24 protein-coding genes and 1 tRNA gene are annotated in these 23,654 nt (G+C 64.4%); 16 read left to right on the top strand and 9 right to left on the bottom strand.

What is annotated here, in order from left to right; all coding sequences use genetic code 11:
- Positions 1-81: 81 nt before the first annotated feature.
- Genes ACWBU6_RS19070 through ACWBU6_RS19060 form a run of 3 tightly spaced genes read right to left on the bottom strand, consistent with a single transcriptional unit; the run spans position 82 to position 3,535 of the window.
- On the bottom strand, positions 82-798 hold the full coding sequence (locus ACWBU6_RS19070) for a LytR/AlgR family response regulator transcription factor (protein ID WP_452644972.1): 717 nt from the start codon (positions 796-798) through the stop codon (positions 82-84).
- On the bottom strand, positions 786-1,886 hold the full coding sequence (locus ACWBU6_RS19065) for a sensor histidine kinase (RefSeq protein ID WP_452644971.1): 1,101 nt from the start codon (positions 1,884-1,886) through the stop codon (positions 786-788). Before ACWBU6_RS19065 ends, ACWBU6_RS19070 begins: the two co-directional genes overlap by 13 nt.
- A complete protein-coding gene (locus tag ACWBU6_RS19060) occupies positions 1,883-3,535 on the bottom strand; it encodes a Na+/H+ antiporter (RefSeq protein WP_452644970.1) in 1,653 nt (550 codons plus the stop codon). The genes ACWBU6_RS19065 and ACWBU6_RS19060 overlap by 4 nt, the downstream gene beginning before the upstream one ends.
- Positions 3,536-3,612: 77 nt before the next feature.
- On the opposite strand from ACWBU6_RS19060, the gene ACWBU6_RS19055 reads away from it, so the two are divergent.
- Together ACWBU6_RS19055 and ACWBU6_RS19050 are read left to right on the top strand one after the other, a co-directional pair.
- Positions 3,613-3,688 (top strand) — tRNA-Gly (locus ACWBU6_RS19055).
- Between the two features lie 143 nt (positions 3,689-3,831).
- Entirely contained in the window at positions 3,832-4,785 is a 954-nt protein-coding gene (locus ACWBU6_RS19050) for a chemotaxis protein (RefSeq protein WP_452644969.1), read from the top strand.
- Here ACWBU6_RS19050 and fghA read toward each other — a convergent pair.
- Complete coding sequence (gene fghA, locus ACWBU6_RS19045; RefSeq protein WP_452644968.1) at positions 4,775-5,626, bottom strand: S-formylglutathione hydrolase; 852 nt, start codon at positions 5,624-5,626, stop codon at positions 4,775-4,777. The two genes, ACWBU6_RS19050 and fghA, sit on opposite strands and share 11 nt — an antisense overlap.
- Positions 5,627-5,700: 74 nt before the next feature.
- Here fghA and ACWBU6_RS19040 point away from each other — a divergent pair, with 74 nt between their 5' ends.
- The 6 genes from ACWBU6_RS19040 (at position 5,701) to ACWBU6_RS19015 (ending at position 10,707) form a co-directional block, all read left to right on the top strand.
- The gene (locus ACWBU6_RS19040) at positions 5,701-6,885 is read left to right on the top strand and encodes a cation:proton antiporter (RefSeq protein ID WP_452644967.1); all 1,185 of its coding nucleotides are present in this window, start codon (positions 5,701-5,703) and stop codon (positions 6,883-6,885) included.
- Position 6,886: 1 nt separating this feature from the next.
- On the top strand, positions 6,887-8,005 hold the full coding sequence (locus tag ACWBU6_RS19035) for a YbdK family carboxylate-amine ligase (protein ID WP_452644966.1): 1,119 nt from the start codon (positions 6,887-6,889) through the stop codon (positions 8,003-8,005).
- A gap of 86 nt (positions 8,006-8,091) precedes the next feature.
- Positions 8,092-9,186 carry an MBL fold metallo-hydrolase gene (locus tag ACWBU6_RS19030; protein WP_452644965.1) on the top strand — a complete coding sequence of 365 codons (1,095 nt, stop codon included), beginning with the start codon at positions 8,092-8,094 and terminating at the stop codon, positions 9,184-9,186.
- A gap of 53 nt (positions 9,187-9,239) precedes the next feature.
- Positions 9,240-9,554, top strand: coding sequence for a hypothetical protein (locus ACWBU6_RS19025; protein ID WP_452644964.1), 315 nt, complete (start codon positions 9,240-9,242; stop codon positions 9,552-9,554).
- Between the two features lie 6 nt (positions 9,555-9,560).
- The gene (locus ACWBU6_RS19020) at positions 9,561-10,256 is read left to right on the top strand and encodes a phytanoyl-CoA dioxygenase family protein (protein WP_452644963.1); all 696 of its coding nucleotides are present in this window, start codon (positions 9,561-9,563) and stop codon (positions 10,254-10,256) included.
- Positions 10,231-10,707, top strand: a complete 477-nt coding sequence (locus ACWBU6_RS19015; protein WP_452644962.1) for a hypothetical protein — start codon at positions 10,231-10,233, stop codon at positions 10,705-10,707. The genes ACWBU6_RS19020 and ACWBU6_RS19015 overlap by 26 nt, the downstream gene beginning before the upstream one ends.
- Positions 10,708-10,740: 33 nt before the next feature.
- Here ACWBU6_RS19015 and ACWBU6_RS19010 read toward each other — a convergent pair whose 3' ends face one another.
- Genes ACWBU6_RS19010 through ACWBU6_RS19000 form a run of 3 tightly spaced genes read right to left on the bottom strand, consistent with a single transcriptional unit; the run spans position 10,741 to position 12,780 of the window.
- Positions 10,741-11,694 (bottom strand): gamma-glutamyl-gamma-aminobutyrate hydrolase family protein, encoded by a 954-nt coding sequence (locus tag ACWBU6_RS19010; protein WP_452644961.1) that lies wholly within the window; start codon positions 11,692-11,694, stop codon positions 10,741-10,743.
- Positions 11,695-11,748: 54 nt separating this feature from the next.
- The gene (locus ACWBU6_RS19005; RefSeq protein WP_452644960.1) at positions 11,749-12,390 is read right to left on the bottom strand and encodes a phosphoribosyltransferase; all 642 of its coding nucleotides are present in this window, start codon (positions 12,388-12,390) and stop codon (positions 11,749-11,751) included.
- A gap of 54 nt (positions 12,391-12,444) precedes the next feature.
- The gene (locus tag ACWBU6_RS19000) at positions 12,445-12,780 is read right to left on the bottom strand and encodes a flagellar basal body rod C-terminal domain-containing protein (protein ID WP_452644959.1); all 336 of its coding nucleotides are present in this window, start codon (positions 12,778-12,780) and stop codon (positions 12,445-12,447) included.
- 110 nt (positions 12,781-12,890) lie between these two features.
- Here ACWBU6_RS19000 and ACWBU6_RS18995 point away from each other — a divergent pair, with 110 nt between their 5' ends.
- Together ACWBU6_RS18995 and ACWBU6_RS18990 are read left to right on the top strand one after the other, a co-directional pair.
- Positions 12,891-13,448, top strand: coding sequence for a TetR/AcrR family transcriptional regulator (locus tag ACWBU6_RS18995; protein ID WP_452644958.1), 558 nt, complete (start codon positions 12,891-12,893; stop codon positions 13,446-13,448).
- A gap of 60 nt (positions 13,449-13,508) precedes the next feature.
- Entirely contained in the window at positions 13,509-14,687 is a 1,179-nt protein-coding gene (locus ACWBU6_RS18990; RefSeq protein ID WP_452644957.1) for a dienelactone hydrolase family protein, read from the top strand.
- Here ACWBU6_RS18990 and ACWBU6_RS18985 read toward each other — a convergent pair whose 3' ends face one another.
- A complete protein-coding gene (locus tag ACWBU6_RS18985) occupies positions 14,688-15,098 on the bottom strand; it encodes a hypothetical protein (RefSeq protein ID WP_452644956.1) in 411 nt (136 codons plus the stop codon).
- 99 nt (positions 15,099-15,197) lie between these two features.
- Here ACWBU6_RS18985 and ACWBU6_RS18980 point away from each other — a divergent pair, with 99 nt between their 5' ends.
- Genes ACWBU6_RS18980 through ACWBU6_RS18955 form a run of 6 tightly spaced genes read left to right on the top strand, consistent with a single transcriptional unit; the run spans position 15,198 to position 22,771 of the window.
- Positions 15,198-16,874 (top strand): NADH-ubiquinone oxidoreductase-F iron-sulfur binding region domain-containing protein, encoded by a 1,677-nt coding sequence (locus ACWBU6_RS18980; protein ID WP_452644955.1) that lies wholly within the window; start codon positions 15,198-15,200, stop codon positions 16,872-16,874.
- On the top strand, positions 16,871-19,654 hold the full coding sequence (gene fdhF / locus ACWBU6_RS18975) for a formate dehydrogenase subunit alpha (RefSeq protein ID WP_452644954.1): 2,784 nt from the start codon (positions 16,871-16,873) through the stop codon (positions 19,652-19,654). The genes ACWBU6_RS18980 and fdhF overlap by 4 nt, the downstream gene beginning before the upstream one ends.
- Positions 19,651-20,607 (top strand): formate dehydrogenase accessory sulfurtransferase FdhD, encoded by a 957-nt coding sequence (locus tag ACWBU6_RS18970; protein WP_452644953.1) that lies wholly within the window; start codon positions 19,651-19,653, stop codon positions 20,605-20,607. The genes fdhF and ACWBU6_RS18970 overlap by 4 nt, the downstream gene beginning before the upstream one ends.
- Positions 20,607-21,314: an ABC transporter permease gene (locus tag ACWBU6_RS18965; protein WP_452644952.1), complete on the top strand. Its 708-nt coding sequence runs from the start codon at positions 20,607-20,609 to the stop codon at positions 21,312-21,314. Before ACWBU6_RS18970 ends, ACWBU6_RS18965 begins: the two co-directional genes overlap by 1 nt.
- Entirely contained in the window at positions 21,311-21,964 is a 654-nt protein-coding gene (locus ACWBU6_RS18960; protein ID WP_452644951.1) for an energy-coupling factor ABC transporter ATP-binding protein, read from the top strand. Before ACWBU6_RS18965 ends, ACWBU6_RS18960 begins: the two co-directional genes overlap by 4 nt.
- Positions 21,965-22,771, top strand: coding sequence for a substrate-binding domain-containing protein (locus tag ACWBU6_RS18955; protein WP_452644950.1), 807 nt, complete (start codon positions 21,965-21,967; stop codon positions 22,769-22,771).
- On the opposite strand, the gene ACWBU6_RS18950 is transcribed toward ACWBU6_RS18955, so the two are convergent.
- On the bottom strand, positions 22,768-23,649 hold the full coding sequence (locus ACWBU6_RS18950) for an alpha/beta fold hydrolase (protein WP_452644949.1): 882 nt from the start codon (positions 23,647-23,649) through the stop codon (positions 22,768-22,770). The two genes, ACWBU6_RS18955 and ACWBU6_RS18950, sit on opposite strands and share 4 nt — an antisense overlap.
- Positions 23,650-23,654: the final 5 nt, after the last annotated feature.

Raw genomic sequence — 23,654 nt, 5'->3', positions numbered from 1 at the left:
CTCCCTGGTTAGTCCGCTTTGGACAATCAGGGAAACCGAAAGTTCAATTAACTGTGATCCATCTATCGGGCGCGATGCAGGTTACGGCTTCGACAATGCATCCAGAAGCGCCGCTTTGAATTGGCGTCCTAATGGCACCAGGGTGCCGTTGCGCAGGACGAGCTGGCCTTGCTGGTCGATTTTGTCGACCAGGGAGAGCCGCACGGCGGCACGCCGGTGACAGCGCATGAACTGGCTGCCCAGGCTGTCCAGCAGCTTGCTCAGGGTCTGGCGCAGCAGCGGGGCGCCCTGCGCGGTATGCAGCACCACGTAATTGTCGGCAGTCTCGAGCCATTGGATGTCGGCCACGGGTATCACGCGGGTGCCGCCACGCTCGCTGACCAGCAATTGTTGCAGCGGCAGGCCAACGGCGCCGGGCGCGCGCTCCGCCTGCGCTGCGCGGCTTGCCAGGCGTGCGCGCAGGCGCTGCATGGCGCGTTGCAGGCGGGCGGCGTCGAAGGGCTTCAGCAGGTAATCGATGGCGTTGGCGTCGAAGGCCGGTACGGCGTATTCGTCGAAGGCGGTGGCGAATACGACCAGGGGCGCCGGATGGGGCAGGGACGCGGCCACGTCGAGGCCGCTGACTTCGGGCATTTGCACGTCGAGGAAGATGGCATCGGGCGCGAAGCTGGCCGCTTTCTCGAGCGCATCGACGCCATCGCGCGCTTCCTCGATTGCGCTAATGCCCGGCTCCTGCGCCAGCAGGCGGCGCAGCTTGTCGCGTGCAGGGCGCTCGTCGTCGACGATCAGGATGCGCATGGCAGCCTCATTTCCGCGCGCACTCCAGCCGGTGCCAGCTGCACCAGCCGCAGCGATGCCCGCTCGCCGTGCAGCGCCCGCAGCCGTTCGCGCAAGTTGCGCACGCCGATGCCGCCAGGCTCTTCCGCGCCGCGTTGCGCGCCGCCGCTCGCTGCGCCGGCGCCCATCGCGTTGCCTGCGTCCAGCGCATGAGCGTCGAGTACGCCAGCGTCATCGCTGACCGTGAGCAGCAAAGCGTCGCCATCGCGCTGTGCACGGATGGCAACCTGCGTCACGCCGCGCCGCCGCTCGACCGTATGCTTGAAGACGTTTTCCAGCAAGGGCTGCATGCTCATTACCGGCACCAGGCACGCGCCGCAAGCCGCATCAACCTCCCAGGCGATATGCACGCGATCGGCAAAACGTTCTTCCATCAGCCGCGCATAACCGCGCAGCAGCCGCAACTCGGACGACAGGGGCGCCTGCTGCTGGCCGCTGACGTCCAGCGTAGCCCGCAGCACATCGGCCAGTTGCACCAGCGTGGCGTCGGCGCGCTCGACATCCGTGTGCATCAGGGCGGAGATTGTATTCAGCGCGTTGAACAGGAAATGCGGTTGCATCTGCTGCGTCAGCTGATGCAACTGGGCCGTGCGCAACTGGGCATTGGCCTGCTCCGCGGCGCGGTAAGACAGCAGGCCGAAGGTGATCAGGGTGAAAATTATCGCGAACACCGAGATTTTCACGTTCTCGTACAGGAAAGTCTCGCCCCAGGGTTGGTGGCGGTACTGCGCGCCCAGCAGGGCATATACGCCATGCCGGATGCCGAAGGCCAGCGGCGTGAACAGCACCCACCAGACAGGCAGCCAGAGCGCCTGCCGCGCGAACCAGCGCGAAGGCGTAGCCAGCAGGAGGTCGTGGCGGCGGGTTGCGCGGCGCTGCATCGCCAGCAGCAGCGAAGCGACGGCCATTGATGACGACTCCCACAGCACGGGCTGCCACAGCGGGCCGTGGTCGTCATGGCGTAGGAAATCCTGCACGGCGGTGGCCACCATCAGCGCCCAGAACAGCAGCCACGCGCCAGCGATTGAGAGTGTGGCGCGCCGGTTCACTTGGCCTGCTTCTGGTGGCGTGCTTCGACGAGGTCAATCTCGCGCACCAGCTTGCGTGCCGTTTCGTCGGAAATGTGGTGATGGCGCGCCAGCTCGAAGATGGCCTGGCGCTCGGCCTGCATGGCGGCGAGGCGCAGCTCGCGTTCCGCACGGTCCAGCTTGCGGAAATGTTCCTTGTTCTGGTCTTCGGCCGACCACGCCAGGTTCAGGCGGTATTCGTACAGCGCGATGACGCGCGCCGCGGCTTGCGGCAGCACGTCCGGGTGGTGGGCATCGGCCAGGGCCAGTTCGGCACGTTCAATGGCTGCAATGGCTGCCGAAGCCGCCTGGCGCCGCGCCATGTCTTCCTGCTGGCGTTCGGCGGGCTCTTCCGGGAAATGCATGCCGCCCAACAATCGCGGCAAGCCGATGCTGGCCGCCAGCAGCGAAATCAGGATCACGGAACTGGCCAGTAGGATGGTCAGGTCGCGCGCCGGGAACGGATCGCCGTCGGGCAGGAACAGCGGCAAGGTCAGCACGCCGGCCAGGGTGATCGCGCCGCGCGCCCCGGCCAGCGCGGTTGCCAGCAGCAGGCGCCAGTGCGGCTTGCCGCCCTGGACCGAGGTGGCGCGGCGGCTGCGCCGGTACAGGGTGACGCGCAGCGTCGCCCACACCCACACGAAACGCAATGCGATCAGGCCGAAGCTGATGGCAAAGGCGTACAGCACCAGCCACCACGGATTGATATGGCCGCTCTGCTCCAGCGATTCGCTGGCGCCGCGCAGGATGTCGGGCAACTGTTCGCCCAGCAGCACGAACATGACGCCGTTCAGCGTGAACTGTACCGTGTCCCACACGGCGGTACGCTGGATGCGGGTCGCGGCCAGCGCCTGGCCGCCCAGCTCCACGTAGCTCATGGTGATGCCCGCCGCCACGGCGGCCAGGATGCCGGATGCATGCAGGCGTTCGGCAACCAGGTAGGCGCCGAAAGGAATCAGCAGGCTGACCAGGATAGGCGAGCCGGAAGGTTCGCCGTAGCGCATGGTGAGCCTGCCCTGCACCCAGGAAATGGCGGCGGTCACGGCAACGCCGGTGGCAATGCCGGCGGCGGCCAGCCAGACGAAGGTCAGCGAAGCGCTGGCCAGGGAAAAGGTGCCGGTCAGGGCGGCGGCCACGGCAAAGCGGAAGCAGACCAGGCCGCTGGCATCGTTGAGCAAGGCCTCGCCTTCGAGGATGTGCATCAGCCGTTTCGGGATCGGGGCGCGCGAAGCAATCGAGCCGACCGCAACCGGGTCGGTTGGCGACAGGATGGCGGCCAGCGCAAATGCCACCGGCAGCGGCATGGCAGGGATCATCCAGTGAATCAGGTAGCCCGCGCCGAGCACGGTAAAGATCACCAGCCCAAGCGCCAGTTCCAGGATCACCACGCGGTCGCGGAACAGGCCGGTATTCGGGATGCGCCAGCCATCGAGGAACAGCAGCGGCGGGATGAACAGCAGGAAGAACATTTCCGGATCAAGCTGGATGCCATGGCCGGACCATGCGGCAATGCCGGCGCCCAGGGCGATCTGCACCAGGGGCAGCGGAATGCCGGCCGGCAGCATGCGCTTCATATAGGCGCTGGCGATCACGGCCAGCAGCATTGCCAAAACTATCTCGATAGAATCCATGCGGCCATTATAGGGGCATGACAAAGCAAAAAGAACTTGTCACTCAGGACAGTGGCTGTCATAATAGCGCCTCCTCTGCGGGAATAGCTCAGTTGGTAGAGCGCAACCTTGCCAAGGTTGAGGTCGAGAGTTCGAGACTCTTTTCCCGCTCCAGAATTCTTGAAAGGACGCTATCGTGCGTCCTTTTTTTGTTGTTTCTGCCCCTCATCGCTGCCGGATGTTAAAAAAAGGCCGGTATACTGCCGAAACATTCCATACCAAAGGGAATGCCTCTTACCAGCAGATTGGAGCAACCGATGAATTCCGTTCAACAAGAAGTTGACGAGCGCAGTAACCTCACAAACTCCAACAAGTTCGAGCTGCTGCTGTTCCGCCTTGGTGTCGACAACACCAGCGGCAATTCCGAGCTGTACGGCATCAACGTGTTCAAAATCCGCGAGATCGTTGCAATGCCGACCGTGACCGCGGTTGCGGGCTCGGAGCCGCATATGCTGGGCGTGGTCAACCTGCGCGGCCAGATCATTCCCGTGATGGACCTGCCGGGCATCGTCGGCGTCAAGCCGAAGACTGGCCTCAATATCATGCTGGTGACCGAATTCGCGCGCACCACCCAAGCCTTTGCCGTTGAATCGGTGGACGAGATCGTGCGCCTGGACTGGAGCCAGGTGCTGAGCGCCGAAGGCAGTCACGGTGGCGGCATGGTGACCTCCATCGCCCGCGTCGATGGCGATGTGCAGAACACCCGCCTGGCACAGGTGCTGGACGTGGAAACCATCCTGCGCAACCTGACGCCAAGCGATGGCAAGGATATCGATGAAACCTCGGTGGGGCGCCTGCCGCTCAAGCCGGGCACCTTCATCCTCGCTGCCGACGACTCCGTGGTGGCGCGCAACCTGATCGAGCGCGGCCTGGAAGCGATGCATGCGCCGTTTGTCATGATGAAGACAGGCAAGGAAGCATGGGACAAGCTGAACCACATCGCCGAAGGCTGCAAGGCCGAAGGCATCCCGGTGGAAGACCGCGTGGCCCTGGTGCTGACCGACCTGGAAATGCCGGAGATGGACGGCTTCACGCTGACCCGCCTGGTCAAGCAGGATGCCCGCTTCGCCAAGATTCCGGTGGTGATTCATTCCTCGTTGTCGGGCAAGACCAACGAAGACCACGTGAAGGGTGTCGGTGCCGACGCTTACGTGGCCAAGTTCGTCGCGGAAGAACTGGCGGAAACCATCCGCAAGGTGCTTACGAAGTAATTTCCTTGAGCTGGCGGCTATGGAACTTCACATGGTCGCCAATGAAGCTCGAAATAAAGTAGTAGCCATGATCGTAGCCCGCATGCCGGCGCAGCTCCAGGGGCTGGCCGGCGGCGCGGCACGCATCCTCGAACACTCCCGGGTATAACTGCTCCTCAAGGAACTTGTCGGCCAGGCCCTGGTCGATCAGGATGCCGTTGGGGAAGGGCGCCTCGTCCTGCACCGCCATCAGCGCGCTGGCGTCGTGCTGCAGCCAGCTCTCCTTATCCGGCCCCAGGTATCCGGCAAAAGCTTTCTGTCCCCATGGGCAGCGTACCGGCGCTGCGATCGGCGCAAAGGCCGATACGCTGCGGAACAGGTCCGGCCGGCGCAGGGCCAGCGTCATCGCACCATGTCCACCCATCGAATGGCCAAAGATGCCGATTCGCTTTGCGTCGACCGGCAATTCATCGATCACCAGCTGGCGCAGTTCGTGGATGTAGCTCTCCATGCGGTAATGCTGCGACCACGGCGCTTGCGTCGCATCGAGGTAGAAGCCGGCGCCCTCGCCGAAATCCCAGCTCGCCGTCTCGCCTTCAATGCCTGCGCCGCGCGGACTGGTGTCCGGTGCGATGAGGACCAGGCCTTCGCGCGCGGCATGCTGCTGTGCACCGGCCTTGATGGCGAAAGTCTCTTCCGTGCATGTGAGGCCCGCGAGATAAATCAGCGCAGGCAACGGCCCTTGCGCTGCCTGCGGCGGAATGAAGATGGAAAAGCGCATTGGCAAACCAATCGCTTCCGACTCGTGACGGTAGAAGCGTTGTACTCCACCGTGGCAAACGTGTTCGCTGATCATGTCCATACGTGGCATTGTAACCAAGATTCGTGTGACATGTTTTTCACAATTGCAATATAGTACGGCTCGGAGGTAAGTCTATGACCGATTTGTTAGTCATCTCTGACGAACTCGCATGGCCTTGCGCCATGCTGCTTGCATGGCTTGCAGGCGAGTTTGTTCACCGTTGGACCAATCTGCCGCGCATCAGTGTGTACGGCCTGGTGGGCTTCCTGCTTGCGCAGGCCATGCCCGATCTTCTCGTGCCGGACGGCAGCAGCCAGGTAACCCTGCTTGCCAATATCGCTTTCGGCCTCATCCTGTTTGAATTCGGTTACCGCATCAACCTGCGCTGGCTGAGCGTCAATCCCTGGATTGCCGTCAGCGGCCTTGCCGAATCTGCGCTCACATTCGGTGCGGTGTTTTCAATCGCATACTGGCAAGGCATGCCGCCGCTGACGGCGTTGCTGCTCGCTTCCCTGGCGATGTCCAGCTCGCCGGCCGGCGTGCTGCGCGTGATCAACGAGGAGCGCAGTTCGGGCCAGGTAACGGAGCGCGTACTGCACCTGGTCGCGATGAACTGCGTGCTGGCGCTGTTCGTGTTCAAGGTTGTGGTCGGCTTCTGGGTATTCCAGACTTCCGGCAGCCTGACCCAGGCAGTGTCGCGCAGCGTGATCGAGCTGCTTGCTTCGGCCGTGCTGGGCGCGGTGGCAGGCATGCTGGTGCCGGCGCTGCTGCGCAGCCTTGGCACGCTGGCGCGCGACGGCACCGTGGCCTTTGCCATGGTGGTGGTGCTGCTGGTGTCGATCACGCAGGCGGCCGACCTGTCGCCGGTGCTGGCGACGCTGACCTTTGGCCTGATGGCACGCCATCGACGCGTGACGTTCACGCGCACGCAGCGCAACTTCGGCGCCATTGGCGAATTGCTGACGGTGCTGCTGTTCGTGTTTGCCGTGTCAACCCTGGACTGGCAGCGTGTCGTGTTTGGCGCGACGCTGGGTTTCCTGCTGCTGATGGTACGCTTTGCCACCAAGACGATTGCCGTCGCGTTGTTCTCGCATGTCGCCGGCATTTCCTGGCGCAAGGGCGCCTTGATCGGTGTGGCTTTGTCGCCCATGTCGGTATTCGCCATCCTGCTGCTTGAGCAGACGCGTTACATGGGTATTGTGCTGGTCGATGAACTGGCCGCGCTCGCTGCCATGACGCTGTTCATGGAAGTGCTGGGGCCGATCATCACGCAACGTGCGCTGATACGGGCGCGCGAAACGGCAAAAGAGGAGGGCTGATATGCCGTTGGAAGAATTTAAATCGTCGCAACCTTTGACGATGGGCGTCGAGCTTGAGCTGCAGCTGGTCAGCCTGTCCGACTTCGACCTGACCGCCTCGAGTCCGGACTTGCTGCACCTGCTGGCGCGCAAGCCGTTCCCCGGCCACGTGACGCCGGAGATCACCGAGAGCATGATCGAGATTAACAGCGACGTGCACACCAGGCACGGCGAGCTGCTGGCCCAGCTGCGCGAAACGCGCGATACGCTGGTGCGGGCGGCCGACACGCTGAACATCGGCATCTGCGGCGGCGGCACCCACCCGTTCCAGCGCTGGTCGGAGCGCAAGATCTTCTCCAAGCCGCGCTTCAAGGAAGTGTCGGCGCTGTATGGCTACCTGGCCAAGCAGTTTACGATTTTCGGCCAGCACGTGCACATTGGCTGCGCCAGCGGCGACGATGCGCTGTACCTGCTGCATTCGCTGAGCCGCTATGTGCCGCACTTCATCGCGCTGTCGGCCTCTTCGCCGTATGTGCAGGGGAACGACACCCTGTTCAACTCCGCACGCCTGAACAGCGTGTTCGCCTTCCCAATGAGCGGCCGGGCGCCGTTCATCCTGAAATGGGATGAATTCGAGAACAGTTTCTTCTCGAAGATGGAGCACACGGGCGTGATCAAGTCGATGAAGGACTTTTACTGGGACATCCGGCCAAAGCCTGAATACGGCACCATCGAGCTGCGCGTGTGCGATACGCCGCTGACGGTGGAAAGGGCAGCAGCCCTGGCCTGCTACCTGCAAGCCCTGTGCTCCTACCTGCTGGAGCGCAAGGAGGCGCCGCCGGCCGAGGACGACTACCTGGTCTACAACTACAACCGCTTCCAGGCCTGCCGTTTCGGCCTGGATGGCACGGTAGTGCACCCCAAGACTTATGAAAGCTTGTCGCTGCGCGAAGACATTCTCACCACGCTGCGCCGCATGGACTTGCACGCCGAAGCACTTGGCGGCAGCGCCGCGCTGAACCACCTGATGCAGGTGACGCATATGGGCAGCGACGCCCACTACCTGCGGGCGGAGTTCGATTCCTCCGGCAGCGTGGAAGGAGTGGTGGACGCCGCGATCGCGAAGTTCCGCGGTCACTGAATGCATGGCGGCGGCCGGGTCCGTCCGCCGCCAACGGTCGGCAAGCAGAGATCCTGGCGATTGGGTAGAATTGCCAAGTTTTTAACATGTCGCGCCGTCTCATGCCTGTTGTCCCCGGAAAGTCCCGCGCCTTCAGGCGCGCCATTACCACCACTGCCGTGATCCTGTTGGTGTCGTTGCTGGCCGCGTCCTGGCTGGCCAAGATGCCATTTGCCAGCGACCAGGTGTTCGGCATGCTGCGCTCCGGCCAACTGTGGAGCGAAAAGGCGCGCTACGTCGACGACTGGTACGCGGTCGAGGCGATCGATGAGGGCAGCTACATCATCGCCGAACCGAAGTCCTCGCAATACAACTCCTCCTACCTGCTGGTTGGCAGCGAACGCGCCTTGCTGATTGACGCGGGATCGGGCGAGCGTCCGGCCAGCATCCGCTCGATACGAGCGGTGGCAGAGAGCCTGACCGCCAAGCCGCTCATGCTTGCGCTTTCGCACTTCCATTTCGACCATATTGGAGACCTGGATGCCTTCGATGGCGTGCTGCTGCTCGCGACGCCGGAGCTGAAGGCCCGCGCGCAGGGCGGCAAGCTGCAGATCGCGGCCATGGAATCGCTCACGGGTGCACGCGACCTGCGTATCCAGCGCTGGGTGGACGACGGTGAAAAGATCGACCTTGGCGGGCGTGCCATCGAGTTCCGGTCCACGCCCGGCCATGCCCAGGAATCGGCAACCTTCATCGACCGTGCGCGCCGATTGGTGTTTGCCGGCGATTTCCTCTACCAGCACCTGGGCGGGCTGGTGGTTTTCCTGCCGGGCAGCGACACACGCGCCTACGCCGGCGAGATCAGCGAACTGCTGGCAACAACAGGCCAGGGCTACAGGTATTTCGGTGCCCATGGCAAGCCGGAGTTCGATCACGACTGGGCCAGCCGCGTCCAGGCTGCGATGGGCGAACTGGCGAGCGGTGCCGCCAGGCCGGTGCTGGCCGAAAGCTACCTGGCCCCGGGCCTGCCGCTGCACCTGCACCGGCAAGACCAGCTACTGATCTACCAGCCGCCGTTTGTCACGGCGCCGGTGCTGTATTCGTGGCGCGCCGTGGCAATGCTGGCAGGCGCGTTGACCTTGATAACGGCTGCTTTCTGGTGCCTGTTCAGGGCATTGGGGCGACGAAGGTCCGCTGTATAATCAGCAACGTCCCCGCTTGCCGGCGGGATTTAACCAGTCAATCAGAACAGCTCATGAGCGATAGCAGTGTCCTGGGGATATACACCTTCGAAGGGATTTTCGAAGGCAAGCCGGTCTATGAATATGCGCACCCGCAAGAGCATGCGCTGCATAAGTGCATGCTGTTCCTGCTGCAGGAAGGTGCGGAGGCGCTCTGGGATTCTGCGATTATCGAGGCCGGCAAATTCGGCTTCGAGGAAGTGGCGATGGATGCCTTCAGCGTCCTGCAAACCGAAATGCTGGAGCAGAAGCCATTTGTCGACCTGCATGCCCACATTGAAGAGTCGCTGACCCTGGGCAGCTCGTTGGTCTTCTACGCCAAACCCTGAGCCATAGTGACCGCTGCCGATTTTGCGCGGGACGGATTTGCAGTCATTCAAGGCGTCGCCGACGCCGCGCAATGCGGGCGTTATGCCGCGCAGATCGGCGCCCATGGCACCGCCGGTTCCCGAACCTTGCTGTCGCAGGCCTGGTGCGCCGAGCTTGCGGATTTGCTCATTGCGATGCCCGCCTTGCGGCCCATGCTGCCGCCAGGGCATGTTGCGGTCCAGTGTACCTTCTTCGAAAAATCGGGCGCAGTGAACTGGCTGGTACCGGTGCACCAGGACCTGAGTATTCCCGTCAGCGATCGCGTCGAGAATGCCGTGCTGCGCGGTTGGTCGCGCAAGGAGGACGGCTGGTATGTGCAAGCGCCTGCGGATGTGCTGGAACAGATGGTCGCCTTGCGCCTCCATCTCGACCCTTGCGCTGCCGAGGACGGGCCGCTGCACGTCGTTCCGGGATCGCACCGCCAGGGTACGATCGCGGCGCAGACGGCGGCGGCCATGCGCCAGCATGAGCGGGCCTGCCTTGCCGGCGCGGGCGATGTGCTCGTGATGCGCCCTTTGCTGTTACATCGTTCCTCAAAAGCAACAGGCGTGAGCCGGCGCCGGGTATTGCACTTCCTCTTTGGTCCTGCTGGGCTACCGCATGGATTACAATGGCCCAAGCGGGGAGGGTGGCAATATGAAACTGATCTTCACAATTCTTAGCCTGGTGTTTAGCCAGGCCTCGCTGGCAGGGGCGCGCTCATTACCGGCGGCGGACGAAGCTGCCGCTTTCAAGGCGGCGGGCTTCAAGCAGCACGGCAAGGCCTGGAAATCCTGTTCCGACTCTGGCTCGAGCTATGTGCCGGGGGCGATCGAACAAGTCAGAGACCTCAATGGCGACGGCCAGCCCGAGGCCGTCATCACGGAAAGCGGCACGGCCTGCTATGGCGATACGGGCGTCGGCTATGCCCTGGTCAGCAAGCAGACCGATGGCAAATGGAAGCTGATCACCCACGGTGCCGGCATCTTGACGGTGCTGCCGACCAGAGGGAAAGACGGCTGGCCCGATATCGAAATCGGCGGTCCAGGCTTTTGCTTCCCGATCGAACGCTGGAACGGCAGCACTTATAAGCAATACCAACTGCAATACGATGGAAAGCCCTGCAAGCGTTGACGAAGTTCCGGGCGGTCGGTTCAAGCATCACGCTTAAAAGCGCGTTTCCCGGGCGGCGCGCAGGAAGCTGTCGAGGATGCCGGTGCAATCGAGCAGTTCGACCCCGCCGGCGCGGTGGAATTCAGGATGCCACTGCAAGCCCATCACGAATGGCGCCCGCGTATAGCGGATCGCTTCGATCATATTGTCCGGGTAGGACAGGGCTTCCACCTGCATGTCCTTGCCGAGCGACTTCACCGCCTGGTGGTGGATCGAGTTCACCAGCGCGCGCTGCGGCCCCCGCACCATGGAAGGCAAGGAAGACCCGGGCGGGAAAGTGATTTCGTGCCGGTGCCGGTCGTAATCGTCCGACACGTGAACGTGCGCGTCGGGCACGTCGGTCGCAATATCCTGGTACAAGCTGCCGCCAAAGGCGACGTTGAGCAGTTGGCAGCCGCGGCAAATGCCCAATACCGGCTTGCCTGCTTCGACGAATTCATGCAGCAGCTCCAGTTCGTACATATCGCGCGCGCGGTCGCCGCTCCATTCGGGCTTGGTGGGCTCTTCCGCATAGCTGTGCGGCGATACGTCGGCGCCGCCTTGCAGCACAAGGCCGTCGAGGTGCTTGGCGTAGTCGCGCAGGCGGATGTTGGAGGGGTGCAGCAGGCCCGATGTATTCACGGTCGGGATCATGAACACCAGGACGTCGCGCGACATGACCCACTGCGCCACCGACTCTTCGAGATACTGCAGGTTCTTGCTGCGCAGTCCCGTGGCGCCGGGTTCGGGGTGGTAAATGCGGGCGGAAACGCCGATGTGCAAAGGCCGCTGGATGATGTGCCGCGTGGCCGCGGCAGCCCAGCGCTTGTAGCGCGCGACGATCACGCGCCCCCACAGCGTGAAGATGGTCTCGCCGGGATCGAGGTAGCGCGGTGCATCGCCGGCACGGCGCCGTTGTCCGCGGTCGCCTTCGCGGCGGTCGTGCTTGCGGGGATCGTGTTCGGTCATCCGTAGCCTGCCTCCTCAGCGCCAGTGTCGCACACGCGGCAATTCAAAGTCGCACTACTCGCTCGTCAGCAGTTCGAGGACTTCTTCTTCCGCGACCTGGGGGAAGCTAAGGTAATGGCGGCTGACCGACATGAAGTTCAGCGGCGCGGCGAGATAGACGATGCCATCGGCCAAGGGCGCAATCACTTCCAGCGAGTCCGGCGCCGCCACCGGCACGGCGGCAATCAATTGCTTCGGCTTGCGGGCGCGCGTGGAGCGCAGGGCAGCCGCCATGGTGGAGCCGGTGGCCAGGCCATCGTCGACTATCACCACGGTGCGGCCTGCGGGATTGGCCGGCGGCCGCTTGCTGCCGTAAGAGGCGCGGCGGCGGCGCATCAATTCCAGCTGCTCCCGGGTTTGCAGTTCGACCCATTCCATGCTGGTGCGTGTGCGGTTGAAGTAGGGCGCCAGTTCGCGGTTGCCATGCTCGTCGACGGCGCCGACTGCCAGTTCGGGATCGATGGCCGAAGGGATTTTCCGCACCAGCACCACATCCAGCTCGCCTTGCAGGCGATCGGCAATGATGCGCCCCATCGGCACGGCGCCGCGTGGAATGGCCAGGATCAGGGGATTGCTGCCGCGCAGGTGCGCCAGCTTTTCGGCCAGGAGCTCGGCGGCTTGCTTGCGGTCCTGAAGGGGGAGTTCGAGGTCGTCCATGCTAGCCTCCGCCACGCTGCACATACGACAGCATAGCGCGGGAAGGCGCTGGCGTTAAGCCTTGATATCCAGCAGTGTGCCAATTCGCTCGTCGGCGGCCTGGATCACTTTGGCCGACAGATCGAAGTTGGCCTTGTAGACCAGGGAGTTGGTGATGGAACTGGCCGGGTCGGTGCCCGATGGGGCGCCGCCGGCATTGGCGGCCGCCGACAGGTCGCGCGCGGCGGTGGAAATGGTGACGCTGCTCCCGCCTGGCGTTTCCTGGAATGTGGCCTGCTGCGGCTGGAAGTTCTGCGTCGCCATATTGGCGACGTTGTGCCCTTCCACGTCGAGCGCGCGCTGATTGGCCTGGAGGCCGGACAGGCCGGCCTGGAGTGCGGAGATGGTCATGGCGCCAGTCTACATGATTCCACATGGAAATTATCGGGCCTGCCCAAAAAACGGGCAGGCAATACAACAGCTGGTATGATGACGATCGCAATGATTAATGGGGGCGGGCCATGAAAATCACCAGGGAGAAAGCAGCGCAGAACCGGCAAGTCCTGCTTGAAACGGCTGCCCGGCTGTTTCGCGAGAAGGGGATCGATGGCGTTGGCGTGGCTGAAATCAGCAAGGCGGCCGGGCTGACGCACGGCGCCCTGTATGCCCATTTCCCCTCGAAAGATGCGCTGGCGGCGCAAGCCATGCAGTTCAGCACCGGCGCCGCCTACGGCAAGCTGGCCGGGCAGCCGCTCACGCTGGCGCAACTGATCGATGACTACCTGGCGCCTGGCCAGCGCGACAACCTGGCCGAAGGCTGCCCCCTGGCCGCGGCCGCCAGCGAGGTGGCGCGCCAGGATGCCGCGGTGGGGGCCGGCTACACCAATGGATTTCGCCAGATGGCCGAATACATCCGCACCCGGTTGCCGGCCGGGGACGGCCAGGGGCAGCAGGCAATTGCCATCATGGCAGCGCTGGTGGGCGCCATCTCAGTGTCGCGAAATGTCTACAAATCCGACCCGAAACTGGCCGATGAAGTGTTGCAATCCATGCGTTCCCTGCTCTTAAAGCTGAGCTAATTGCTACGGTTAACGTTTTGGGATTGCTTTCCTGAACGGTGCGCATAAGAATCTGGGATATTGCCCATACGCATTGTTCTGGAGAGCATCATTAATTCCTTCATTGCACGTGTCGCCGCCATACTGCTGGCTTGTGCATGCCTGCCATCCGCGCAGGCGGGGGATGCTGCGCTCGACGCTCGCCTGAACGAACAGATCATCATGGTGCCGGCCGGCCGCGCGCAAAGCGTGCAGCTGGAAACCACAGTTTTCCGTCCTCCCGGTCCCGGGCCATTCCCGCTGCTGATCGTCAACCACGGCAAGGCGCCGGGCAATCCCCGGCTGCAGGCACGCGACCGCTTCGTTTACCTGGCTACGGCCTTCGTGCGGCGCGGATACGCGGTGATGGTGCCAATGCGCACGGGCTTCTCCAACTCCACCGGCAAGTTCGTCGAATACGGCTGCAATATGACGGCGAACGGCTACGAACAGGCGGGCGATATCGCCGACGTGGTACGTTTCGCACGCACCCTGGCCTGGGTCGACAATGAACATATCGTGCTGGCCGGCCAGTCCTTCGGCGGCCTGGCCAGCATGGCCGCTGCCACGCAGGACTTGCCAGGGGTGCGCGGCATCATGAATTTTGCCGGCGGACTGAAGGTGCACGGCGACCTGTGCAACTGGCAGGGCGCCCTGGTCAAGGCCTTTGGCGAGTATGGCCGCCGCAACAAGCTGCCAAGCATGTGGATGTATGGCGCCAACGACAGCTACTTCGGGCCGGAACTGGTGGCGCGCATGCACGGTGCCTTCACGGCGGCCGGCGGCAAGGCGGAGTTGGTGGCTTACGGCGCCTTCAAGAAAGATGCGCACGGTTTGCTGGGCAATCGCGATGGGGCAGCGATCTGGCTGCCGGAAGTTGAGCGCTTCCTGGCCAGCGTCGGCATGCCAACCCGCGAGGTGTATGCCCTGGCAGAACCGGCGGCGCAAAAAGCGACCCGCTATGCAGCGCTGGATGACGTGAATGCCGTGCCTTACCTGCCCCAGCGTGGCCGCGAGCAGTACCGGGAATTCCTGAAAAAGGCCACGCCGCGCGCCTTTGCGATTTCGGCCACCGGTTCCTGGGGCTGGGCGGAAGAGGGCGAGAACACCAACGACAAGGCGCTGGCGGCCTGCCAGGCGGCCAGCAAAGAACCCTGCCGCCTGTATTCGGTCGACAACGATATTGTCTGGCCTGAGCACGGCACGGCGGGCCGCAACTGATCACGCCAGGGTAAATCCTGCGACGAGCGTCAGCGCGGCACTCAGGTAGCCAAGCGGGCGCTGGGCCCAGCCCATGCGGTGCGCCATGATGGCGCTGGGACGGTGCAGGTGGACCAAGGCGTAGCTGGCCAGCAGGTTTTGCAGTGCGACCCAGCCGTGCATCATGATCGCAGCGCCCAGCAGGGCGATGCCGCCACCGCGTGCAAGCGCGCTGTGTTCCACGGCGGCGGCGATTACCGCACCTTGTGCGATCCCCAGCATCATTCCCAGCATGGCCACGCGCAGCAGGCGCGGGTGGAAGTACTGGCGCTGCCATTGCGGCACCAGGCTGAGGGCATGCAGGACGAGGATGATCGTCAGGCTCAACTGGTACAGGTCCAGCATGGACGCCAGCGATTGAAGATTTTCCACGGTTGACCTCCCGTGCTGTGGCATCCTTATACTGACAATAACATGTTCCGCCGCAGGGCTACGCATGATACCCTGAGGTAAGCCACATCATTTTGCGAGGTGAATCAGGGCATGATTCCAATTGCAGTGCAGGGTGCCAGCCGGGAAAGGAAGCGCCAGCGGCCGAAAGGCCGGCAGGTTGATGCTGCTGCGCTGCAGCAGGTGCAGGCTTTGCTCGGCGATGCGCCGCGCCGGCGCGACTTGCTGATCGAGTTCCTCCATGTGATCCAGGATGCATATGGCTGCCTGCCGGCGGCGCACCTGGCGGCGCTGGCCTCGGAGCTGCGGCTGGCCCAGGTCGAGGTTTTTGAGGTGGCCTCCTTCTACCACCATTTCGATATTGTTCGCGAGGGCGAACCGGCCCCGCCGGCGTTGACCGTACGCGTGTGCGATGGCTTGTCGTGCGAACTGGCTGGCGCGGGCGAACTGCTGGCGCGCCTGCCGGGGCTGCTGGGGCGGGAGGTGCGGGTGGTGGCGGCGCCTTGTATCGGACGCTGCGACCAGGCGCCGGCGGTGCTGGTGGGGCAGCATGCGACCGGGTTCGCCAGTTGCGAGCGCGTGGCGGCGGCGCTTGCTGGCGCGGCGGGCGCTGCTCCTGCACCGCTTCCCGGCGCGCCGGACAGCGGCGGCGCGTTCGCAGTGCTGGGCGAATGCCTGTCCGGGGCGCGTTCCGTGGAGGCTGTAATTGCGGAACTGGAAGAGGCCGGCCTGCGCGGCTTGGGCGGGGCCGGTTTCCCGGCGGGGCGGAAGTGGCGCATCGTGCGCAGCGAACCGGGACCGCGCCTGATGGCAGTCAATATCGACGAGGGCGAACCGGGCACATTCAAAGACCGCTTCTATCTTGAACGCAATCCGCGGCAGTTCATCGAAGGCATGCTGATCGCCGCCTGGGCCACCGGCATCGACGAGATCTACATCTACCTTCGCGACGAATACCACGACTGCCGCCAGCTGCTGCAGCAGGAGCTTGCGCAACTGGGCGGTCAGCAGCCTCGCATCCATTTGCGGCGCGGCGCGGGCGCCTACATCTGCGGCGAAGAATCGGCGATGATCGAATCGATCGAGGGCAAGCGCGGCATGCCGCGCCTGCGGCCGCCCTATGTGGCGCAGGTGGGCCTGTTCGGCCGCCCGACGCTGGAACACAATTTCGAGACCTTGTACTGGGTGCCTGAGATCCTGGCCAAAGGCGCAGCGTGGTTCGCCGGGCATGGACGCAACGGCCGTAAGGGCTTGCGTTCGTTCTCGGTCTCAGGCCGCGTCAGGCAGCCGGGCGTCAAGCTGGCGCCGGCCGGCATTACGGCGCAAGAGCTGATCGACGAATACTGCGGGGGCATGCAGGACGGCCACCAGTTCTATGCCTACCTGCCGGGCGGCGCATCAGGTGGCATCCTCCCGGCCAGCATGGCCAATGTGCCGCTCGACTTTGATACGCTGCAGCCATACGGCTGCTTCATCGGTTCCGCCGCCGTCATCGTGCTGTCGCAGCATGACACTGCGCGCGCTGCGGCCGGGAATATGATGCGCTTTTTCCGCCACGAGTCCTGCGGCCAGTGCACGCCCTGCCGGGTGGGCACCGCCAAGATGGCCAACCTGGTCGAGGCGCAGGTGTGGGATGCAGGGCTGCTGGGCGAGCTGTCGCAGGTGATGCGCGACGCCTCGATCTGCGGCCTGGGCCAGGCCGCCCCCAATCCGGTCGACTGCGTGCTGAAGTACTTCCCGCACGAGGTGGCGCGATGATCGCCTTCGAACTCAATGGCCGCGCGGTGCGGGCCGCGGCCGGCGAAACGCTGCTGCATGCGGCGCGCCGCGCAGGCATCGACATTCCGCACCTTTGCTATCAGGACGGCATGGCGCCCGCCGGCAACTGCCGCGCATGCATGGTGGAGATTGAGGGCGAGCGCGTGCTGGCGCCATCATGCTGCCGCCATCCTTCGCAAGGAATGAAAGTCAGCAGCGACAGCCCGCGTGCGCTTGCCGCCCAAAAGATGGTGCTGGAACTGCTGCTGGCCGACATGCCCGGGCAAGCGCATACGCGTCATAACGAAGTTGAACGCTGGGCGGAAACCCTTGCAGTCGGCAAGCCCCGTTTCGCGCCCCGCCGCCAGCCGGCGGGCGACCTGACGCATGCCGCCATCGCGGTCAACCTCGACGCCTGCATCCAGTGCACCCGTTGCCTGCGTGCCTGCCGCGACGAGCAGATGAACGACGTGATCGGCCTGGCCTGGCGCGGCGACGGCGAGAAAATCGTGTTCGACATGGACGATCCGATGGGCACCTCCAGCTGCGTTGCGTGCGGCGAATGCGTGCAAGCCTGCCCGACCGGCGCCCTGATGCCTGCGCGCGATGCCGCGCTGGCGGTGCCGGACAGGCGCGTCGACTCCATATGCCCATATTGCGGCGTAGGCTGCCAGCTCACCTACAACGTCAAGGACAACAAGATCGTGTTCGTGGAAGGACGCAATGGACCGGCCAACGAGGGCAGGCTTTGCGTGAAGGGCCGCTACGGCTTCGACTACGTCCACCATCCGCATCGCCTGACCAGGCCCCTGGTGCGGCGCGCCGATGCGCCGCCGAAATCGGGCGGCTTCAGCATGGACCCCGAGCGCGTGCACGAAGTGTTCCGCGAAGCGAGCTGGGAAGAAGCGCTGGCGCTGGCCGGCGGCAAGCTGGCCGCCATCCGCGACACCCACGGCCCGCGCGCGCTGGCCGGCTTCGGCTCGGCCAAGGGCAGCAACGAGGAAGCCTACCTGTTCCAGAAGCTGGTGCGCACCGGCTTCGGCAGCAACAATGTCGACCATTGCACGCGGCTGTGCCATGCCTCCTCGGTTGCGGCCCTGCTGGAAGGGATAGGTTCGGGCGCCGTGTCCAACCCGGTAAAGGACGTGATGAAGGCCGAAGTGGTGATCCTGATTGGCGCCAATCCGGCCGTGAACCACCCCGTGGCGGCGACGTGGATCAAGAACGCCGTGCGGCAAGGCACAAAGCTTGTGCTGTGCGATCCGCGCCGCTCCGACCTTTCGCGCATTGCCCACCGCTTCCTGCAGTTCAAACCCGATACCGATGTGGCGCTGCTGAACGCCATGATGAACGTGATCGTGACGGAAGGGCTGGTGGACAGGGACTTTATCTCCGGCCGCACCATCGGCTACGACGAACTGGCGGCAAACGTGGCCGATTACGCGCCGGAAGCCATGGCGCCGATCTGCGGCATCGAGGCGGAGACAATTCGCGAGGTGGCGCGCCTGTACGCCACCTCGCGCGCCTCGATGATCCTGTGGGGGATGGGGATTTCGCAGCATGTGCACGGCACTGACAATGCGCGCTGCCTGATCGCGCTGTCGCTGATGACGGGACAAATTGGCCGGCCGGGTACGGGCCTGCATCCGCTGCGCGGACAGAACAATGTCCAGGGCGCCTCCGACGCGGGCTTGATCCCGATGATGTACCCGGACTACCAGCGCGTGACCGAGCCTGCCGCCAGGGCCCGATTCGAGAACGCCTGGGGCCTGGCGCCGGGCACGCTGGACGACAAGCCCGGGCTGACGGTAGTGGAGGTGATGGATGCCGCCGAGGCTGGGCAGGTCAAAGGCATGTACATCATGGGCGAGAATCCAGCCATGTCCGACCCCGATGCCAACCACGCGCGCGCTGCCCTGGCCTCGCTGGAGCACCTGGTGGTGCAGGACATCTTCCTCACAGAAACCGCCTGCCTGGCCGATGTGATCCTGCCGGCCAGCGCCTTCCCGGAAAAGAACGGCAGCTTCACCAACACCGACCGGCTGGTGCAGATCGGGCGCCGGGCCCTGGAACTGCCGGGTGAAGCGCGGCAGGACTTGTGGATTATCCAGCAGATGGCCCAGCGGCTTGGCCTGGACTGGCAATACGGCAGCGCGGCCGACGTGTTCGCGGAGATGCGGCGCGTCATGCCCAGCATTGCCGGCATCACGTGGGAGCGCCTGGAGCGCGAGCATGCGGTGACCTATCCCTGCCATGAAGAGGGCGATCCCGGCACGCCGGTGGTGTTCACCGACGATTTCCCGCGCGAGTCGGGCCGGGCGCGTTTTGTGCCGGCTGATATCATCCCGGCCGATGAACGGCCCGATAGCGCCTATCCCATGGTCCTGATTACCGGCCGCCAGCTCGAACACTGGCACACCGGCAGCATGACGCGGCGCACGGCGGTGCTGGACGCGATCGAACCGGACCCGGTCGCGCTGGTGCATCCATTAGACCTGGCGGCCCTGGGCGCAGAGCCGGGCGACGTGGTGACCATCGCGTCGCGCCGGGGCCAGGTCGCGCTGTATGCCCGGGCCGACGACAGCTCGCCGCGCGGCGCCGTGTTCGTGCCATTCTGCTATTACGAAGCGGCGATCAACAAGCTCACCAACCCTGCGCTCGACCCGTTTGGCAAGATCCCCGAGTTCAAGTACTGCGCGGTCAAAGTCACGCTGGGCGGTACGGTTGACGCCCAGTCCAGTTTCGGCGGCGGCCAGGCGATGGAGGCGGCAAGCGCATGAACCTACCGCAGATGACACAGGCCAGCGTGGTGCTGACGCAGGAGGTGGAAGCGATCGACGAAAAAGGACGCCGTTCGCTGATCCACATTCCCGCCGAACGCCCGCTGACCGTGTACGTGGACAAGCGCGAGCTGGTCACCCTGATGACGCTGGGCGGTGCGCCGGAAGCCCTGGTACTGGGCTACCTGCGCAACCAGCGTCTGGTCCGTTCGGTGGAGGACGTGGCATCGATCCATGTCGACTGGTCGGTCGGCGCCGCAGCGGTGAAGACGCGTGGCGGCGTCGCCGATATCGAAGAACGCACCGCGCGCAAAGTGGTGACCACCGGCTGCGGCCAGGGTTCCGTGTTCGGCGACCTGATGGACGAAGTGGACGACATCCAGCTGCCGCCCGGGGCGCGGCTCAAGCAGTCCGGCGTATACCGGATCGTTGAAACCATCCGCACGCTGCAGTCGATCTACAAGCAAGCGGGTTCGGTGCACGGCTGCGCCCTGTTCACGCAAGGCGGGGAGCTTTTGTATTTTGTCGAAGACGTAGGGCGCCACAACGCCGTTGACGCCATTGCCGGCAAGATGTGGCTGGACGGCGTGGACGGCGGCGACAAGGTGTTCTACACGACCGGGCGCCTGACATCCGAAATGGTGATCAAAGGCGCGCAAATGTCGATACCGTTCCTGCTGTCGCGCTCCGGCACCACGCAGATGGGGCACAGCGTCGCCAGCCGCCTCGGCATGACCTTGCTGGCCCGCTGCACCGGCCGCCACTTCCTGCTGCTGACCTCCCCGCAACGCCTGCTCCCCGAACCCGAACTGGCCGAGTTACCGCCGAGACCGTGTCACACCGTGGGGTCAGACCCCAGGTGTGACACGGCCTCAGCCGCACCTACAGTCGCGCCCGTGTCACACCTGGGGTGTGACCCCATGGTGGGACACGAGCTCGACCGGGAGGCGTGATGGGGCTGGTGGATGCGGTGCGCGGGGCGTTTGCGCTGTTGGTTAACGGCGATCCTGTGCTGTGGCGCATTGTCTGGATCTCGGTCAGCACCAGCGTGCTCGGATTGCTGATCGCGACCCCGTTTGCGCTTGCCGGCGGCTATGCGATTGCAATGACGCAGTTTCGCGGCCGGCGTATCGTGATCTGGCTGGTGCAGGCCGCATTGTCGCTGCCGACGGTGCTGATCGGCCTGCTCCTGTACATGATGCTGTCGCGCCACGGACCGATGGGCAGGTTGCAGTGGCTTTTCTCGCAGCCGGGCATCGTGGCGGGACAGGTGCTCATCGCGCTGCCCGTGCTGCTGGCCTTTACGCTGGCGGCCGTGCAGGCGGCCGACCCACGTTTCGCGGAAACGGCCATCGCGCATGGTGCTTCTCCGTGGCGCGTCATGGCGACGCTGCTTTACGAGGTGCGCTTTGGCGTGATGGCGGCAATTATCAGCGGCTTCGGGCGTGTGATTTCCGAGGTGGGCTGCGCAATGATGGTGGGCGGGAATATCGCGGGCGAAACGCGCACCATCACGACCGCCATTGCGCTGGAGACCAGTAAAGGCGAGTTTGCGCAGGGCATCGCTTTGGGGGTGGTGCTGGTGGCCATTGCGCTGGCGATGAACGGGGCCATGATGGTGCTGCAGGGCGATGCCCATGCCGCCAGGGGACGGGGATGACGCCCATGCTTTCCATCGTCCGCCTGACCAAGCGCTATGGTGAAAAGATGCTGTTCGACCTGCAGGATTTCAAGCTCGATGCAGCCCGTGCCTATGTACTGACCGGAATGAACGGCGCCGGCAAGAGTACGCTGATGCGCGTGCTGGCCGGCCTGGCGCCGGCCGATGCGGTGGGCGTGCGCTTCAATGGTGAGGCGGTGACGCTGGCGCCTTACCCGGCGCTCCTGCGCCGCGACATAGTCTACGTGCACCAGCATCCCGTGCTGTTCTCGACCAGCGTTGCCGGCAATATCGGCTACGGCTTGAAGGCCCGTGGCGTGGCGCGCGCCGAGGCTGCAAGACTGGTGGAGGAGGCGATGCACTGGGCGGGCGTGCGGCATCTGCAGGGCAGCCGGCCGGCTACGCTGTCCGGCGGTGAAAAGCAGCGCGTGGCGCTGGCACGGGCAAAGGTGCTGCAACCGCGCCTGCTGCTGCTCGATGAACCGACCGCCAGCCTGGATGGCGAGGCACGCGAACAAGTCCTGGCCTTGATTCCATCGCTGACCCAGTCGGGCAGCACCGTCGTCATGGCCTGCCACGACCGTGACCTGATCAACCTGCCGGATGTGCAGCGCCTGAAACTGCGCGACGGCCAACTCGAGGAGAAATGAGTGCAACGCAGGCTCCTGCTTAGCCTTGCCGCGGCGTTTGCGCTGTCCGGCAGCGCCCATGCCCAACGGCTTATCCGCCTCTCCACCACGACCAGCACCGAACACTCAGGCTTGCTGGCCTACCTGCTGCCGGCCTTCGAGGCGCGGACCAGCAGCAAGGTGCATGTGATTTCGGTTGGCACCGGCAAGGCGCTTGAGCTGTCGAAAAATGGCGACGTGGATGTCACCCTGGTGCATGCGCGCGCGGCGGAGGATAAATTTGTCGCCGAAGGCTGGGGTGTCGACCGGCACGACGTCATGTACAACGATTTCATCGTGGTCGGCCCGTCCAGCGATCCGGCTGGCATCAAAGGCGGCAAGGATGTCCTGGCCGCATTCCGCAAACTGGCGCGCGGCCCGGCGAAGTTCATTTCGCGCGGTGACAATTCCGGTACCGACATCATGGAAAAGAGCTATTGGAAGCAGGCGGGCTCGCGGGTTGCCGCTCCGCTATACGTGTCGGCGGGCCTCGGCATGGGTGAGGTGCTGAACATGGCGGCTGAAATGGGCGGCTATACCTTGACCGACCGTGCGACATACGGGGCTTACCAGGCGAAGACCGGACTGGCGCTGATGGTCGAGGGCGACCAGCGCATGTTCAACCCCTATGGCATCATCGCAACCAACCCGGCTAAACATCCGGGCGTGAACTACAAGGGCGCGCGCCAGCTGATCGACTGGATCACATCGCCCGAAGGGCAGGCAAGGATTGCGCAGTTCCGCCCTGGCGGCCAACAGCTGTTCTTCCCCAGCGCGAAGGCCGATTAGCCGCGCTGCAGCCAGGCGAGCAAGGCATCGGCCACGGCGCCCGGGTTTTCCCGCTGCGGGAAGTGACCGACGCCGGCCAGCAGTGCGCGGTAATAAGGGCCGCTGAACAGGTGTTCCTTGCGCTCCGAGGTTTGCGGGCTGTTGGCGCCATCTTCCGTGCCGTGCAGGGTGAGTGTCGGCACGCTGATCACGGATTCGCGCCGCAGCCGCTCTTCCTGCATGGCGTAGGCCGGATCGGGCGTGGCCAGCCCCCAGCGGTGGCGGTAAGAGTGCACGGTGACGTCCACCCAGTCCGGGTTGTCCCAGGCATGCATGGTGTCGTGGAAAACGCCTTCGCCGAAATGCCATGAAGGCGACCAGGTGCGCCATAGCAGGAGGGCGAATTCGCGGCGATCCTTGCGCAGCGCCTCGGCCCCGCGGTCGGTCGCCATATACCAGTGGTACCAGTAATTGCGCGCCTGATGCAGGCTCAATGCCTGGTGCGGGTCATTGGTGCCCCAGCCGACCGACAGGGCCATGCAGCGCATCACCCGTTGCGGCGCCAGCAGGGCGGCGTTGTAGGCGGCGCGGGCTCCCCAGTCATGCCCGGCCACATTGAAACGGTCGATGCCCAAGGCGCTGGCGAAGTCCAGCAGGTCCTGTGCGAGGGCGCTTAGCTGGCCACTGCGCGGTGTGGCCGGGTCGAGGAAACGGGTATCGCCAAAGCCGCGCAGGCAGGGCACGATCAGGCGGTATCCGGAGCCTGCGAGAAAGGGCAGGACGCCATCCCAGGTGTGCATATCGTCCGGCCAGCCGTGCAGCAGGAAGATCGGCTCCCCCTGCATGTCGCCATGCTGGCGGAAGGCAATGCGCAAGCGGTCGGTGTTCACGTATTCCATGTTGC

The organism is Pseudoduganella sp. HUAS MS19 (assembly GCF_053615455.1).
The sequence above is the reverse complement of the archived record's forward strand: the minus strand, read 5'-3'. Positions and strand labels throughout refer to the sequence as shown.

What these genes read in the sequence shown, in the direction of transcription:
- ACWBU6_RS19070 (WP_452644972.1), bottom strand. Translation starts at nt 798, where the DNA reads ATGCGCATCCTGATCGTCGACGACGAGCGCCCTGCACGCGACAAGCTG.
- ACWBU6_RS19060 (WP_452644970.1), bottom strand. Translation starts at nt 3,535, where the DNA reads ATGGATTCTATCGAGATAGTTTTGGCAATGCTGCTGGCCGTGATCGCC.
- ACWBU6_RS19050 (WP_452644969.1), top strand. Translation starts at nt 3,832, where the DNA reads ATGAATTCCGTTCAACAAGAAGTTGACGAGCGCAGTAACCTCACAAAC.
- fghA (WP_452644968.1), bottom strand. Translation starts at nt 5,626, where the DNA reads ATGGACATGATCAGCGAACACGTTTGCCACGGTGGAGTACAACGCTTC.
- ACWBU6_RS19040 (WP_452644967.1), top strand. Translation starts at nt 5,701, where the DNA reads ATGACCGATTTGTTAGTCATCTCTGACGAACTCGCATGGCCTTGCGCC.
- ACWBU6_RS19035 (WP_452644966.1), top strand. Translation starts at nt 6,887, where the DNA reads ATGCCGTTGGAAGAATTTAAATCGTCGCAACCTTTGACGATGGGCGTC.
- ACWBU6_RS19030 (WP_452644965.1), top strand. Translation starts at nt 8,092, where the DNA reads ATGTCGCGCCGTCTCATGCCTGTTGTCCCCGGAAAGTCCCGCGCCTTC.
- ACWBU6_RS19025 (WP_452644964.1), top strand. Translation starts at nt 9,240, where the DNA reads ATGAGCGATAGCAGTGTCCTGGGGATATACACCTTCGAAGGGATTTTC.
- ACWBU6_RS19015 (WP_452644962.1), top strand. Translation starts at nt 10,231, where the DNA reads ATGAAACTGATCTTCACAATTCTTAGCCTGGTGTTTAGCCAGGCCTCG.
- ACWBU6_RS19010 (WP_452644961.1), bottom strand. Translation starts at nt 11,694, where the DNA reads ATGACCGAACACGATCCCCGCAAGCACGACCGCCGCGAAGGCGACCGC.
- ACWBU6_RS19005 (WP_452644960.1), bottom strand. Translation starts at nt 12,390, where the DNA reads ATGGACGACCTCGAACTCCCCCTTCAGGACCGCAAGCAAGCCGCCGAG.
- ACWBU6_RS19000 (WP_452644959.1), bottom strand. Translation starts at nt 12,780, where the DNA reads ATGACCATCTCCGCACTCCAGGCCGGCCTGTCCGGCCTCCAGGCCAAT.
- ACWBU6_RS18995 (WP_452644958.1), top strand. Translation starts at nt 12,891, where the DNA reads ATGAAAATCACCAGGGAGAAAGCAGCGCAGAACCGGCAAGTCCTGCTT.
- fdhF (WP_452644954.1), top strand. Translation starts at nt 16,871, where the DNA reads ATGATCGCCTTCGAACTCAATGGCCGCGCGGTGCGGGCCGCGGCCGGC.
- ACWBU6_RS18970 (WP_452644953.1), top strand. Translation starts at nt 19,651, where the DNA reads ATGAACCTACCGCAGATGACACAGGCCAGCGTGGTGCTGACGCAGGAG.
- ACWBU6_RS18965 (WP_452644952.1), top strand. Translation starts at nt 20,607, where the DNA reads ATGGGGCTGGTGGATGCGGTGCGCGGGGCGTTTGCGCTGTTGGTTAAC.
- ACWBU6_RS18960 (WP_452644951.1), top strand. Translation starts at nt 21,311, where the DNA reads ATGACGCCCATGCTTTCCATCGTCCGCCTGACCAAGCGCTATGGTGAA.
- ACWBU6_RS18950 (WP_452644949.1), bottom strand. Translation starts at nt 23,649, where the DNA reads ATGGAATACGTGAACACCGACCGCTTGCGCATTGCCTTCCGCCAGCAT.